This is a genomic window from Planococcus halocryophilus, from assembly GCF_022489025.1.
Taxonomy (GTDB): domain Bacteria; phylum Bacillota; class Bacilli; order Bacillales_A; family Planococcaceae; genus Planococcus; species Planococcus halocryophilus_A.
In genome coordinates this window covers 20,094-34,787 of sequence record NZ_JAKVTG010000020.1, presented here as the reverse complement: position 1 = coordinate 34,787, position 14,694 = coordinate 20,094, and the positions used below count along the sequence as shown (strand labels likewise).

Sequence of the window (14,694 nt, the reverse complement as noted above, 5' to 3'; positions counted from 1 at the left end):
AAACAAAGAAACGTTTCATCTCAATCTTGACCTTTCTTTAAGTAAGCACTTTATACCGCTATTCTACGAAGTATGAATAGCTTATTATTGTCATTTTTTTATGAATTCACGTGATAAAGCATTATCATTAAAAAAGACTGCACGCGATTGTTATTCGACTAACTACTAGATGAAAGGACTGATTTTTTGGAGATTTTATATTTGATTGCTGGAATAATAGTACTTATTTTATGCATTATCGATTTTACATGGACTACTTTATGGATTGATGGCGGAGCAGGACCAGTGACCAAACGCTTATCCTCTTCGATCTGGAAATTCATGAGAATAACCGGCGGAAAACATTCAAGACAATTGAGCTTAGCTGGCCCGCTCGTTTTAAGTGCCACATTACTCATGTGGATAGGCTTATTGTGGATTGGTTGGACGTTAACATTTGCAGGTTTAGAACAATCCATATCTCCTTCTCACGGCACAGATCCAATTTCATGGTATGACCGCTTTTACTTTGCTGGTTATTTAATTTTCACATTAGGAAATGGCGATTTCAGCCCAATGGAAGGAACCGCACAAATCATATCAGTCATTGCAACAGCTACCGGAATGTTGTTTATCACATTTGGTGTAACGTATTTAATCTCCATTTTAAGCGCCGTGACGATGAAACGTTCTTTCGCGGTTAGTGTTCATGGCCTTGGCGAGTCTGCTGAAGAAATTGCAAGAAGTGCTTGGAATGGCGAAGATTTTCATGACCTAAATCTTTTATTAGCTAGCTTTTCGGAAAATTTAGGTTCTCTCGCTGCTCAACATGCCGCCTATCCTGTCTTGCATTATTATCATGCGACAAGCAATACAACCGCTATGCCAACAGCCATTACGGTGTTAGATGAAAGCTTGAGCATTATTAAGTTTGCAGTTCCAGAAAAACATCACCCGAACCAATTACTGTTAAAAGAAATGCGTTCTAGTGTAGATCAATATTTAGAAACGCTCAATCCATCTTTTTTCAAACCATCTGAACAAGTTCCTTCTCTTCCAGATTTCAATTCCCTACGTGAAGAAGGCGTTCCATTAATACCGGAAAAAGAATACACATCAGCATATAAGAAAATAGAAACCCGCCGAAAAAAATTACTCGGTGGTTTAGAAGCAGATGGTCGTCCTTGGCCAACTGATACAAACTAATTAAAGCGGTCGCAGCCTTTATTTGCGGCCGCTTTCGATTTTCGGCATAAATTTTGTTATCTGAATGAATTAATTGGTATAATTGTAATAAAAACAGAAAATTCTTGCATCTGGAAGGGGAACTCTTTTGATTCATTCTATATTACTCAACTCAACTCATTTTCATTCATCGTTTAATCGTGACTATCAACCGATTTTAACAATCCATTCAGGAGATACGATTCAATTAAAAACAATCGACATTGAATGGGGCTATTCAGCAACTCCTGACGAAGAACGAACAATTTTCACTTCTAGAGAACATGAAGATAAACTTATTCACCCAATCATTGGTCCGATTGCGATAGATGGCGCCAAACCCGGTATGGTGTTAGAAGTTCGCACAAATAAATTGGTACCGGGTTGGTACGGTCGAAACTGGGCAGGAGGATTACCTTCTTGGCAAAATGACAAACTCGGTATCACAAAAAGCGCTCGTATCCAACTCGATTGGACATTAGATGCTGCTCGAATGACTGGGAGTTGCAAGCTCGGCGAACAAGAATTCCGGGTCGGTTTATCTCCTTTTCTTGGACTCATGGCTGTTGCACCAGGCGAAGCTGGGACTTTCTCAACAAAACCACCAAGCTACTTTGGTGGAAACATTGACTGTAAAGAGCTAGTAGCTGGGAGCAGTTTATTTTTACCGATTTCTGTAGAAGGTGCCAATTTTTCATTAGGTGATGGTCATGCTTTGCAAGGAGACGGTGAAAGTTCAGGTACAGCGATTGAATGCCCCATGGATTTAGTGGATGTTACGTTAATTTTGCATAAAGACATGAATTTATCGATGCCTCGAGCCAATACGCCTGCTGGATGGATTACGTTCGGTTTTAATGAAGATCTTAACGAAGCAGCAGCTGTTGCTTTGGCTGAAATGGTGTCGTTCATGGAAGAGTTTTATGGCATCACACGTACAGAAGCGACTGCCCTATCGAGTGTGGCGGTTGACCTACATGTTACACAAGTTGTTAATGATGTTAAGGGCGTCCACGCCATCTTGCCTCACGGCGTACTACGCTAATGAATCTTTCTGAAACTTTTTGTGGGGCTTCCCGTAAATAGAGGAAGAGGTGTTGACGATGTACAAGAAAAAATCCACCATTGCACTATGGGTATTGTTGATTTTCGCATTGTTTCCCATACAAGCTTTAGCTGTCGAGTATTCAATTTCTAACGTGACAATTGAAGCCCAAGTAAATGCCGATGGAACAGTAGATGTTACCGAAAATCATACGTATAGGTTTGAAGGTGAATTTAATGGCATCACACGAGAAATTATTCCAAAAGACGGAACCTTAGTTCAACAATTTAGTGCCACCGATGGCAATCGTAAATTAAAGGTTGAACGCCAAGAAAATTTGTACAAAATCTTTCGTTCAGGTGAAGACGAAACCATCACCATCGAAATTCGCTATGAGATTCAAGAGGCTATCGAAAAGTTCGAAGATGGTGCTCAATTTTACTGGCCATTTTTTGATGACCGCAATGACAGTGATTACGAACAATTAGCGATTACCGTCCTCCCACCCGCTCCTGCAAAAAATGTAGATTTCGTGGGCTATGATCAAGCCTATCAGACAGGTAGCTTGCAAGCAGGCGGCGCAGTTCGCTTTGATATGGGCACAGTTTCTGCTGGATCTAACGGCGATGTCCGCGTCATTTTTGATGAAGAATTGTTTCCGACCATAGCTCAACAAAACGGAAGTATTCGCTCAGAATTAACCGATGAAAAAGAACGTTTAGAAGCGGATGCGCTTGCTTTTTCGGTAAAACAAAACACGAGTCGTTTTTGGGGAAATGGTCTTGTAGCAGCTGCAGGCGCATTGTTATTAGCACTAGTCGCTAGGGCAAGGAATCAAGCTCGCCAAATGAAGCTCCAAGCAAAGCCTAAAGCTACTGGCTTTTATGTACCTAAACAAAAGATGAGCATTCCAGCGACATTGTATTTCACAAAATCCTCCATTTTAACACCTGCTGTTACAGCTGCGGCTTTAATGGAATTGGTACGCAAAAAGAACATTGAACAATTGTCGGAAGAAAAATTCAAATTAATTAGCCGTCAAACCGACTATATACATGAAGAAAAATTAGTGGAATTGTTATTTGATAAAACAGGAGACGGTGAATATTTCGAGACAACAGATCTCGAGAATTACACAAAAAATGAGTTAAACCACTCTTCTTATAACGATTCAATTACCGCTTGGCGAAATGGTGTCGTTGAAGAAGTACGTGACAACAACTTACACGACAAGCAGCTTTTTCTTCGCGGAACTACTGGATTTATTGGAACAGCGTTATTTGGAGCTTCAATCTATTTCGGTCTTTTAGACCTCATCTCGTTAATGATTGTTTCCATTATCACCGGCATTTTCTTACTTGCTTTTTGTTTCTATTCTCCGATTACTTTTGAGGGACATGTTATTCGAGAAGAATGGAAACAAATGCAAATGAAAATGGAAAACTTGGATCAATCCGAGTGGAGTTCGTTATCACAAGATGAAAAAATGCGCGCCTATAGCTACTTGTTAGGTGCAGAAGAAAAGTCCATAAACCCAAAAACGCAAAGCTTTACGAATGCCTATAGCGATGCGGCTTTTGCAAACTTCGGCTTGTTTTATAACCCTGTCCTACTGACTGGGTTATTCATAGCTGCTAATGCCAACACTACAGTTTCTGCTAGTACTACTGATTCTTTTGGTGGTGGCGGTGGTGTAGGAGGCGGCGGTGGTGGCTCTGGTGCATTTTAATCAGTAAACTTGAGCGGCTGAGATTTTTCTTAGCCGTTTTTGTTTTGCTTTAAAGATCTTAGGGAACTAGAATTCAAAAGATCTTTTTACAAATGGAGGAATTATCCGATGTTGACAAAACACTCAACTTTACTAACGAAAGACGATTTTTCAGTACGTAACGACTTACCCCAATGGCTTTTAGCTGAATACAAAACCTTTCACGAAACCGTGACCGATAAAACCTTCCCTTGTTATTTCGGAATGAATGGGGAGTTAAAAGGTGAATTACGTTATGCGTATATTACACAAGAAGATTGGAGCAACTTGCCTTCTGCTGTTGAGTCATTTCTAACATTATTCGACGATCCAAAACATAAACGTCACGGTTTATTTGTCTTTGTAGAACCGTTCAAAGAAGAAGCAACGCTTGACGTTTACCGTAAACAGTTCTGGGACATTCTTCAATACTTACATGACTCAGATAATATGGACTGGCCAAAAGACGCACCTCGGGACCCAGATCATTATTTATGGGACTTCACATTTAAAGGAGAACCAATCTTTATTTTCGGCAACACGCCTGCTTATAAGCAACGCAAAACGCGGGATCTCGGCAACGCAATGGTTCTAGGGTTTCAGCCCCGTCGTATCTTCGAAGGGTTAAAAGGCACTGAAAAGGGTGGCGTCATGTCCCGCGAAAAAGTTCGGCAACGTGTAGAAGCATGGGATCATTTACCGACACATCCCGATATTAGCCATTTTGGTGATCCAAATCATAATGAATGGAAGCAGTTTTTCATCGGTGACGATAGTGAACCGCTCAAAGGAAAATGTCCATTTTCACATAAAGAAATGAAATAATGTTATTACTTAACATACAAAAGAGCCTTACCATTTAAAACGGTAAGGCTCTTTTGTAACGATTTGAGTAGCTGTGAACTTTATAATTGCAAAGCTTTTGTTGTAGCTCGCTCATACAGCACGACTTCTCTATTTACGTGAAATGCTTCGTCTTGGTTATGGATAACTAAATCAAATAATCGCTTTACGGTTTCTTGGCCTAAGTTTGCCAAACTATCTGATGTCCCGACTGACGTCAGAGCAAGCGCTGAATGTTGACCCATTTCTGAATTTCCAATTCCGACAATGCTGATATCTTCCGGAACTTGATAGCCTGCTTCTTTATAAAAATCCATCATTTGTATAGCGATTTCGTCTGTAGCCGCCACTATTGCAGTTGGCTTTTTCTTTAAAGCTTGCAAATTTTCAAATGCTTCAAACAAAGAAAACTTATCTAAGTCTGTAACCACTAATCGTTTTTTGCGAATTTTAAACTGGGCTTCTTGCAAAGACTGGACAAACCCAAGTAAGCGATCTTTCGTAGGTGGGCTGCTTAACGTACCCCCTACCCACGCGATTTCAAAATGATTAGCGTTCATTAAGTGTTTAACAGCCAAATAACCAGCTTCAACATCGTTCAACCCAATTGAATGTTGGCTCGCTACACCACTTGAGTTTAGTGCAACAAAAGGAATAGTTGAATCAATTAATTTATCATGTACTGTTTTATCGAGTAAAGTAGAAATAACTATGATGCCATTTGGTTTGTTTGAAAGCACAGTTTCATAAGTTTCAAGTTCACGAGATTCAGCAATGAAATGAATATTCACTTGATAGCCTTGTTCTTGCGCTGTACTAATGATTGTAGGAACTGCATTCATATAAATCGAGTCACTCAAAGCACCTACAATTAAGCTAATGGTTTTCGTTTTAACCATTGGAGAATTAATCTTTTCGGCTTCTACAGATGAATAATTTAATTCATTAACTGCATTCATGACTTTATCATAGGTTTCTTTTTTCACTTGATCCGGTTTATTCAAAACACGTGAAACAGTTGTTTGTGAGACACCCGCATACTTTGCTACATCAGTGGTTGACACCATATTCATCACCCTACTCTCTATTTAATAAAAAAATATTCATACTATATTCACCCATTCAGTATAGCATGAATCACTAGATGAAGCACCAACAAATCCATTCAATTCACAATAAATTCTTTCTGAATATATTATTCAAAAAAGACTAAGTGTAATTATTCATAAATAATGAAATGTACCTAATTCATTCTATTGTGTTATATTACGTAATGCCATTCATTGCTATTCATTTTCAGGATTGTAGGTTTCATCAGCTCAATAAAACAAGCCTTTGAAAACTGAAATATTATTTTCCAAACCTTTATCTGCCTAATAAAGATTTTAAAAACCCCCGCTTAATATGCGAGGGTTTTTAGATCTTTATTCAAATGCTTTTGGATAGACAACTTTAGCTACAAGTTCAACTGCTTCTCCAATTCTCGGTCCAGGGCGTGATGTAATATCAGAATCTAAGAAAAAGACTTGTTCGTTTTTAATAGCTTCTATATCTCCCCATCCTTCGCGCTCTTTTATTTCTGCGATTGGATCTTCCGTATAAGACACAGACGTCGTTATAATTTCTGGATTACGCTTAATCACTTCTTCTTCCGAAATTTTTGGCCATCCTTCAAGGTCGCCAAATAGGTTTTCCACTTTGGCGTGATTTAAAATTTCTTGTTGGAACGTTTTTTGACCGGTTGTATAAAGTTCTGGAGAAGGACTTATTTCAAAATATAATTCTTTGGTTTCTTCAATAGCTGCTACTTTTTCTTGTACGTCATCAATTTTCTGCTGAATGGAACGGTTTATCTCTTCTCCTTTATCTTCAAGGCCCATAACCGTTGCGATTTGTTCAATATCTCCGTAAACATCATCAAAAGATTGAGCAGATTCTATCACAAACACGGGTATTCCTGCAGCTTCTAATTCTTCATAACCAGTAGGTGCACCTGTCGAATAACCAATCACAACATCTGGATCTAATTCAATAATGCGTTCTGCGTTAAACACAACAGAGTCAGAAACTCGTTCAACTTCTGCAGCTTCTGCTGGGTAATTATCATAATCGGTAGCGCCTATCACTTTTTCACCCGCACCAATTTCATATAAAATTTCTGTATTACTCGGAATTAACGAGACAACCGTTTCTGGTATTGTATCAAAAGTTAATTCTTTATTTAAGTCATCGATAACAGTGTAACTAGTTTGTTTTTCATTTTCAGTTGCCGAATCTGTTTTAACTTCTTCCGATACATCAGACTGACACGCCCCTAAAGTTAAAGCGATTGTTCCAATCGTTAAGTATTTATAAAATGATATTTTCATATTTTATTGGCCACTTCTTTCTTTTTAGGTCTTGTTGGATACGATTTACTAACAAATGGAATTTCTTCAACCCCATGATGTTGATTGACATAAACAGCCATCGTAAAGAGTATATTGGCTAAAAGATGAGTATAGTCGAATAAGATTTCCGGTACATCCCGTTCGAGACTTACTTTATGTAATGCACGAACTGATTTTTTCGCTTCACTTCGACAAACATGCAAAACACAAGCCGCATGTGTGCCTTGCGGCAAGACAAAATTGCCGATTTTATCTTTTGTGAAGTTTACATAATAATCGTACATGTCACTTAGTTCGATTAAATCTTCTTCTTGAATGGCAACTTTGCCACGTACAGAGCCATTTAAATGATAAACTTTCGGCTGAAGAATGTGTAAATCTCGCTGTACTACTTCTATGTCTCTAGTTAAAGACAAAGCTTCCCCAATACGTGTGGTCAATGAATCCGTTCTGATTTCAAAATCTACTGTAGACGCTGCTTCACGCATAAATGGATAACACAGATACCTCATGTCTTTTTTCATCATTCCACCTCACTTAGTTTGGTGAAAATCACTGCATTGAACGCTCTCGAAAACAACAAAAAGCCGCCCTCAATAAAGGGCGGCGGCATAGCTATTTAGAGACATACTCCAGCAGTCAAAAATAGCAACGTTGCCGTATGATTCCCTTATCTTCCGAAGAGTAAAAATACGTTCAAAAAAAGGTAGGTCTCCTGGCTTGTGCATCGATTTACTTTAAGAACCTTCCCGTTTAGTTGCTTGCACTAAACAGTGGTATTTTCTTATTTCATACGCACTTACAGTTGCGGAAACAGCCCCGGAATTTAACCGAGTTCCCTGTTACGCTGACGAATCAGCACCTTTTTTCTGCATGATTATTCACTTGTTATCAGTGTATCATAGTTCATAAGACAAAAGACATACTAAAAAATTGGTTATTCCTGATCCATCAGTAGTTTTACTTTTCTCGGTTCTGCAAAAACAATTCGTTTATGCCATCTTAAATAGGTGGCATGTTCAGGTGATACCGATATTTTCATGCCTTTTTTTAAGCGATAGATTGGATAGTGTTCTTCTAGAATCTTACTTGAGATATGAAGACGTCCACCCCCGGTAAAAGCAATATGTCCCGCTGAATACAATGCGCTGTGATTAGCACAGAGCAATACACCATTGAAAGGGTCTAATCGTTCCGCATTTGAGCTGTCTTTCCATGGTTTAGCATGCGTTGCTCTTAACACATCGCTAATGCTTATCCCGCAAAGTGGGCATTCGCCGTTCCAAAGTGGCAGTAAACTTTCTCTGAACTGCTCTTTGCCTCTGCGCATTTTCGTTTTAATTTCTAGTTCGGCTTCTGCGATTAAGCTGAGTAACGGATTATGCTCAGTTTTCTTTATCACTTCCATCGACAATTCAAGTTGTTCTACTTCTATAGTGAAAATATTTAACGAACTAATCAATTCTAAAAATTTTATCGCCAATTCTTCGTTACATGGATACAAATAACCTGAATTTCCATTAGCATCTTCTTGAAAAGCCGAATACTTCACCGGCAATAATGGTTCGATTTCTTGAAAAAACTCTTTAATCGGTAAGGGATTTTCTAATTCCCGGTAAACCGTGTAAGCCACGAACGCCTTTTCATAGCCTTTTGACTGATCTTCAAGATTTTTTGGCTTTTTACCTTTTTCACAATCCTCACGTACGCGACTGATAGCCACGACATATCCTTTTACATAATGAAAAACAATATCGCCTTTTTTCACTTCATTCATCCGCTTCCATGAATGTGGCACCATACCTGACTTATCTATTTGAGGCGTCCAAAGTACCCCTGCACTCTGTTCAGCGTGATAAGTCTCTCCTTGCATAACGATAAAACTATTCATAACTGCCTCCTAATAATGGTCATACTCTAATTGTTTTTTATGTAGTGAAGCCACTTATACTTAAATAAATTACTTTCTCTATTTTAACCTAAATCTACAACTTATGCTTTCAAGATACCATCGGCATAAAAAAACAACCACTTAAGTAAGTGGCTGTTTTACCGAACTATAAAGCTCCAATCGCTTCTGCATGGGGGAATTCACTATAAATCGTAACCTGATTTCTCCCGCTCCGCTTGGACTGGAAAAGTGCTTGGTCTGCTTCTCCGATCAGTTGTTCTAAAGTTTTATCGGTTGAGCCTAAGCTAACTCCTAATGAAACGGTTAAATTTCCTTTTGGTTGTAATTCTTGTCCGTCAAACGGATATTTTTCAATTTCTGTCCGAACTTTTTCAGCAATTTCTAAAGCTTTGTGTCCATCAAACGGTTCGGCGATACAAATAACAAATTCTTCTCCACCATAGCGTGCTACAAAATCGTTTGGTCGAGTATTATCTTTCATCAACTGACCGATTGATCGCAGCACCGCGTCTCCTTTTTGATGACCATGCGCATCATTATAGGATTTAAAATAATCAACATCTAACATAATAATGGCGATAGGAATATTTTTAGAAATTAGCGTTTGAATTTCTTTTCTAAAAAACCGCATATTGGCCAGTTGTGTCAATGGGTCCTGATTTGAATGAACCTCAAGTTCTTTTCGCAACAAAACATGATAGTTTTCGCCATTTGTCATTAAGCCCATTACCAGTACCGCAATTCCAGCAAAAATAGCCATTGGGATAATAATAGACAAATCTGCCGGTGTAGTAACTAGCATTAAAGTTGATTTAATGGCTTCAAAAACCAGTAGCCCAATCATCATTCTTTTAAGGTCGATTAACGAAAAAAACTTATTAGCTTTTTGCTTATTGCGAAAAAAACTGCCGATTACTACCGGTAATAGTATTGCTTGCAAAATCCCCATGATAACTGTCGGTCCGCCTAAAGAATAGCGAAAAACGGACGGAAATATGGAAGATAATAAACCTAGTTTCCAGCCACCAACATAAGAAATAAAAAAAAGCACGACTTCTCGCAAATCTAGTCTCATCCCCATGTAAAAATAAGGTTTTTGCATAACAGAAAAAGTCAAAAAACTAATAAATATGATACTGAAAAACACTAGTCGCTTCGATTCCATTAAATCCGGAAACCAAAATTCTTTCACTTTTAATGCGACATACAATAACGCAATAATTAATGCCATATTTTCGAGAAAGAAAAAAAGCAATGTGGCCATCTAAACAACTCCTATAAAACCTCTAATAGTATTAGTTTACAATTACTATGTCAATAAATATAGATGAATTACAATATTATACAAGAAATTTATTACTAAAAAACTCTTTAGTAGCCACTTTACGTGACTAACTAAAGAGTTTCACCAATTTTATGAACTTTAAAGTAGTTTTGACATGTATAGTTCATCGACATATTCACCTCTTATATAAAGTGAATCTCGTTTTACTCCTTCAATGTCAAACCCCATTTTTTCATACAAGACAACGGCTGTCTTATTATGTGCAATCACCGTCAGTTCAATACGACGAAGTGCCTTATCGATAGCCCACTTTTCCATAGCGCGTAATAGTTCAGTACCTGTCCCTCTACCCCGCACGTATTGTTGAACACCTATTACAATATAGACAGAATGTTGTTTTCGTTTCACATCTTCTCCAATTGCAAATACGTAACCTGTTAACTCATTGTTTTCTTCCGCTACGAACACAGTCGATTTTTCATCCATCGCAAGTAGGCGTTTCTGAAGTTGCTCACTAGTTGTTTTACGTTCTCCCGGTTCAAACAGCATGAGATTGGACTCTTCAACATGTTTCATAAGAGCTGCCAATTGCTTCGCGTCAGTTGAAACTGCTTTTCTGATTATCATGGCTACTCTCCTAGCATTTTTAAATGATTTCTGGCTCAACTACTTGTTCTTTTCCGGATTTTCTCACAAACAAACCTGTGTAGACAAGTAGTGTACCAATCATTAATAAGACGCCGATATAAACAGACATCATGGTAGGAATGAGAAAAGCGCCGATAATAATAGTCGACCGCGCCAACAAATCTGCACCGCTAAATGAAACATTGGAAAAAGCGGAATATGATCCTCTTTTATCTTCTGGAATCATGTTCGCCATTTCTGCATTGCGAACAGGTGAGTAAACCAATTCACCGATTGTTCCGATAAAATTAAACAAAATTAATAAGTACCAGCTATTTGCTGAAGTGATTGTAATATAGCCTATGCTGTAAAGTAAAAGTCCTGTTAACAAGACATGTTGTTTAGCAAAACGATCTGTAAATTTATTGACTAGAAACGTCAAGCAGACAACAAGCAACATGTTTTGAATATTTAACAAGCTTAACATGCGCACACCTGCAACTTCAAAATCACCTATAGTGAATGCCTCAAAGCTTTCAGCCAGCCGAACACCAATATAACTGTTCAAAGAAAATTCTGCTGAAAAAATAAACATAGACCCAATCACTACTTTAACAAAAGGACGATCTTGAAATGCAACTTTGTAATTTTGAAGCAAATCAATAACAACATTGTGGTGTTGTTTTTTTAAGCTTTGCACTCGTTCGTCTTTTAGCCACATGTGATATGCAATTGGCAAACTTCCAGCCGTTACAGTCAACACCATAAATAATTCGATTTGATGATTAAGATATAATAGTCCTCCGAGTGCTGCACCAATGGCCATGGATAAATTGACCATCCAATAATCGATGGCGTAAATCGCCTTACGATTTTCTGGTGTTGTCGAATCGATAATGATGGCGTGCATTGCAGGACGCCCAAGGCTACTAGTAACAATGAACATGACATAAGCCAGTGCAAAAAGACTAATCCACCGATCGTTCGGTACCAAGCTGATGGACATGAGCAAAAACATGACGGCACTTAGTGAAGACGTCGTTACAAGAACTTTTTTTCGAGGGAAACGATCGGATATATAGCCTCCAATCATATTAACAAAAAATCCAATAAACACAGTAAGGATCAAAAAAGAACCTGCCCATACTTTGCTCATCTCTTGCGCAAAAAACAACGCCATAAATGGCATGACAGCTGAGGCTACAGCTCGGTTAAAAAATGATGTGATTAAACGTACTTTAATATTTTGTGGATAGTCTTTCCATTTCATCTTGTCAGCCCCCTTTGTCTTATGTATATTAAACTAGACGGAAAATACTAAAAATAGACAATTTTTATAATTATGTCCACTTTTAGGAGGAGGCTTTATGGAACGTATTCTTTTATCTTTATGGCAAGCTGTACCCACTGGGTACATTAAGCAATCTCAGTTGGCAGATTGGCTCGAATTAAGCCGCAAGCAAACAGCACGCCTTCTTCGTAAATGGTCAGATGAAGGCTGGTTTACTTTTACTTCTGGCCGCGGTAGAGGAAATTCTTCTCATATTCAATGGCATATTAATGTAGAAGAACAGTATGAAAAACAAATGGCTCAACTAATAGAAGAAAAATCAATTGAAACTGCCAGTAAATATTTATTATTTGATTGGTCGCCGGAAGTTAAGCAGCGGCTGTTGCATCAATTTCGTTCTAATTTTGGTTACGTACAAAATAGTACAGATCATAACGATAAACTAATCATTCCTAGAAAATATCCATTATTAACACTTCATCCGTTATACGCTGCAGATATTCATAGCGCTAATATGGTCGCTAATGTATATAGCCGCCTCGTATCTGTAGATGAAAGCGGCTATATAACCCCTGAACTTGCACACAGCTGGGATGCATCAAGCACCCACCTTCGCTTGTATTTGAGAAAAGAAGTATATTTTCACGATGGATCTTTTTTAACTGCAGCTGATGTTGTCGATTGTTTGAATCGGCTACGCAACGATTCATCCTTTGCTGATTTGTGGAAGCCAATTGTATCGATTATGTCTAGTAGCCCCCATATTGTTGATATCACCTTTCCGGGAGGTTGTAGTTATTGTTTGCATATGCTTGGCATGATCAATGCCAGTATTTATAAAGAATCATCCCATCAAACAATCGGTTCTGGTAGCTTTTATGTCTCAGAAAATAATGAAAGTAAAACAACACTACAAGCATTTGGTAACTATTTTCAACAACGTCCCTTAATCGACCTCGTTGAATTCATCCAAGTATCCGGGGACTTTGATGTTGCCTATCGCTCTTCATGCGAGAGGATAGAAGAAACTTTCCAAGTAGAAAGTGATTCAGGGTTCGGCGTTGTAATTTTAAATGCATTCAAAGATTCACCAATCAATCAAAAAGAAGTTCGTGATTATGTTCATTACGCCATTGCAAAACATCGGCATAAAATAGGACAGTTTCATACTCGTGCTATGGCCAATCATCACAGTTGCTTAATTGGACAACAGCAACAACCCATAACATTGCCTTGTCCGAAACGGCCACACCTAGAACAGCCACTAATCATTAAAGCTGCAAACTATACGGACGGTGCCACGCGGTGGCTAAAAGAATCACTTGAAAGTGAAGGGATTTGGGTTGAGATTCAATGGATGTCTTTCCAAGATAAATTAACAGATACAAAGGTGGATCAAAAAGCTGATCTTTTTATACACGGCGAAGTGTTTGAAATGAATCAAAATTTCTCATTTTTTTATTTCCTAGCCAATGGCCATTCTCCTTTAGCGACTATTATGAAGTCTCAACCACTGTTCAACAATTATTTAGAGCAATATGCGGCTACGCCTTTTAATGAATGGACAGTGTTAAACCTAAAAATGGAACAAGATTTAATCGCTTCATCGATTATGTTGCCACTTTATTATGAAAAACGGCACATCCCTTTTTCTATTGATGTGATGAACATCAACATTAGTCATTTTGGCTATGTTGATTTCTCTAAGTTATGGGTTCGTCCTGTTAAAAACTAGCGAAAACAAGGCCATCACGCAGATAACGTGACGGCCTTGTTTTTAAAGAGAAGTTAAGTTGATCGTTAAAATAACATAAAGACTTAAGCTAAGTACGTTGAACAGCACCAGGTTCAATTTCAAATCACCTTTTATACCGATTAATGCCGCTCCTACTCCTAAAACACTCAACAAGCTAGGCAAATACAAATGAACATTTAACAAAAACTCAAGCGGTCCCTGAAACCAATGAATCGCTGCTAAAGTTAGCGGTAACAAAGTCAGGAGACAAATACTTGCGGAAATGCATGAAAAGCACTTCTCATTCATAAGAACACCACCTTTAACTGTTCATTCTTATTGCCATGGCATCGACAGTTGAAAATTTTTAGCTTATTTAAGATGAAAACCACAAATCTGTACGCAACGCGTTGTTTAAGAACTGCTTGAAATCTATATTTCACTAAGAAAATACGGTAAAAAATTTAAAAATAGTTTGTATAATTCAAAAAATGTCTTTAAACCTATATAAATGGCTTATTAAAAGAAAATTTAGTTATCATCTATCACTATTAGACTACAATCATTCCTACTATTTGTAAACACAAAAATACTAATTTGATATTTTATTGTGTTT

The 14,694-nt window shown here is 38.0% G+C and carries 13 protein-coding genes and 1 riboswitch; of the genes, 5 read left to right on the top strand and 8 right to left on the bottom strand.

Going from position 1 to position 14,694, the window contains the following annotated elements; genetic code table 11:
* Nucleotides 1–186 precede the first annotated feature (186 nt).
* The 4 genes from MLE13_RS16360 to MLE13_RS16345 all read left to right on the top strand — a co-directional run bounded on the left by MLE13_RS16360 (nt 187) and on the right by MLE13_RS16345 (nt 4,820).
* Nucleotides 187–1,185: a potassium channel family protein gene (locus MLE13_RS16360; protein ID WP_240750815.1), complete on the top strand. Its 999-nt coding sequence runs from the start codon at nt 187–189 to the stop codon at nt 1,183–1,185.
* Nucleotides 1,186–1,312: 127 nt separating this feature from the next.
* A complete protein-coding gene (locus tag MLE13_RS16355) occupies nt 1,313–2,248 on the top strand; it encodes an acetamidase/formamidase family protein (RefSeq protein WP_240750814.1) in 936 nt (311 codons plus the stop codon).
* A gap of 58 nt (nt 2,249–2,306) precedes the next feature.
* A complete protein-coding gene (locus tag MLE13_RS16350) occupies nt 2,307–3,977 on the top strand; it encodes a DUF2207 domain-containing protein (RefSeq protein ID WP_240750813.1) in 1,671 nt (556 codons plus the stop codon).
* 108 nt (nt 3,978–4,085) lie between these two features.
* Nucleotides 4,086–4,820, top strand: a complete 735-nt coding sequence (locus MLE13_RS16345) for a YqcI/YcgG family protein (protein ID WP_240750812.1) — start codon at nt 4,086–4,088, stop codon at nt 4,818–4,820.
* 80 nt (nt 4,821–4,900) lie between these two features.
* Here MLE13_RS16345 and MLE13_RS16340 read toward each other — a convergent pair whose 3' ends face one another.
* The 7 genes from MLE13_RS16340 to MLE13_RS16310 all read right to left on the bottom strand — a co-directional run bounded on the left by MLE13_RS16340 (nt 4,901) and on the right by MLE13_RS16310 (nt 12,322).
* Nucleotides 4,901–5,905 (bottom strand): LacI family DNA-binding transcriptional regulator, encoded by a 1,005-nt coding sequence (locus MLE13_RS16340; protein WP_240750811.1) that lies wholly within the window; start codon nt 5,903–5,905, stop codon nt 4,901–4,903.
* Nucleotides 5,906–6,262: 357 nt separating this feature from the next.
* Nucleotides 6,263–7,207 (bottom strand): ABC transporter substrate-binding protein, encoded by a 945-nt coding sequence (locus tag MLE13_RS16335; protein WP_240750809.1) that lies wholly within the window; start codon nt 7,205–7,207, stop codon nt 6,263–6,265.
* A complete protein-coding gene (locus MLE13_RS16330) occupies nt 7,204–7,752 on the bottom strand; it encodes a hypothetical protein (protein WP_240750808.1) in 549 nt (182 codons plus the stop codon). The genes MLE13_RS16335 and MLE13_RS16330 overlap by 4 nt, the downstream gene beginning before the upstream one ends.
* A gap of 164 nt (nt 7,753–7,916) precedes the next feature.
* Nucleotides 7,917–8,110: riboswitch (cobalamin riboswitch) on the bottom strand.
* 55 nt (nt 8,111–8,165) lie between these two features.
* Entirely contained in the window at nt 8,166–9,119 is a 954-nt protein-coding gene (locus tag MLE13_RS16325; RefSeq protein ID WP_240750806.1) for an HNH endonuclease, read from the bottom strand.
* Between the two features lie 166 nt (nt 9,120–9,285).
* Nucleotides 9,286–10,404, bottom strand: a complete 1,119-nt coding sequence (locus MLE13_RS16320; protein ID WP_240750805.1) for a GGDEF domain-containing protein — start codon at nt 10,402–10,404, stop codon at nt 9,286–9,288.
* Between the two features lie 159 nt (nt 10,405–10,563).
* Nucleotides 10,564–11,052 carry a GNAT family N-acetyltransferase gene (locus MLE13_RS16315; RefSeq protein WP_240750804.1) on the bottom strand — a complete coding sequence of 163 codons (489 nt, stop codon included), beginning with the start codon at nt 11,050–11,052 and terminating at the stop codon, nt 10,564–10,566.
* Between the two features lie 19 nt (nt 11,053–11,071).
* Nucleotides 11,072–12,322, bottom strand: coding sequence for an MDR family MFS transporter (locus MLE13_RS16310; RefSeq protein WP_240750803.1), 1,251 nt, complete (start codon nt 12,320–12,322; stop codon nt 11,072–11,074).
* Nucleotides 12,323–12,419: 97 nt separating this feature from the next.
* On the opposite strand from MLE13_RS16310, the gene MLE13_RS16305 reads away from it, so the two are divergent.
* Nucleotides 12,420–14,078 (top strand): ABC transporter substrate-binding protein, encoded by a 1,659-nt coding sequence (locus MLE13_RS16305; RefSeq protein WP_240750801.1) that lies wholly within the window; start codon nt 12,420–12,422, stop codon nt 14,076–14,078.
* A 42-nt stretch (nt 14,079–14,120) separates the two neighbouring features.
* Here MLE13_RS16305 and MLE13_RS16300 read toward each other — a convergent pair whose 3' ends face one another.
* On the bottom strand, nt 14,121–14,387 hold the full coding sequence (locus MLE13_RS16300) for a hypothetical protein (RefSeq protein ID WP_240750800.1): 267 nt from the start codon (nt 14,385–14,387) through the stop codon (nt 14,121–14,123).
* Nucleotides 14,388–14,694 lie beyond the last annotated feature (307 nt).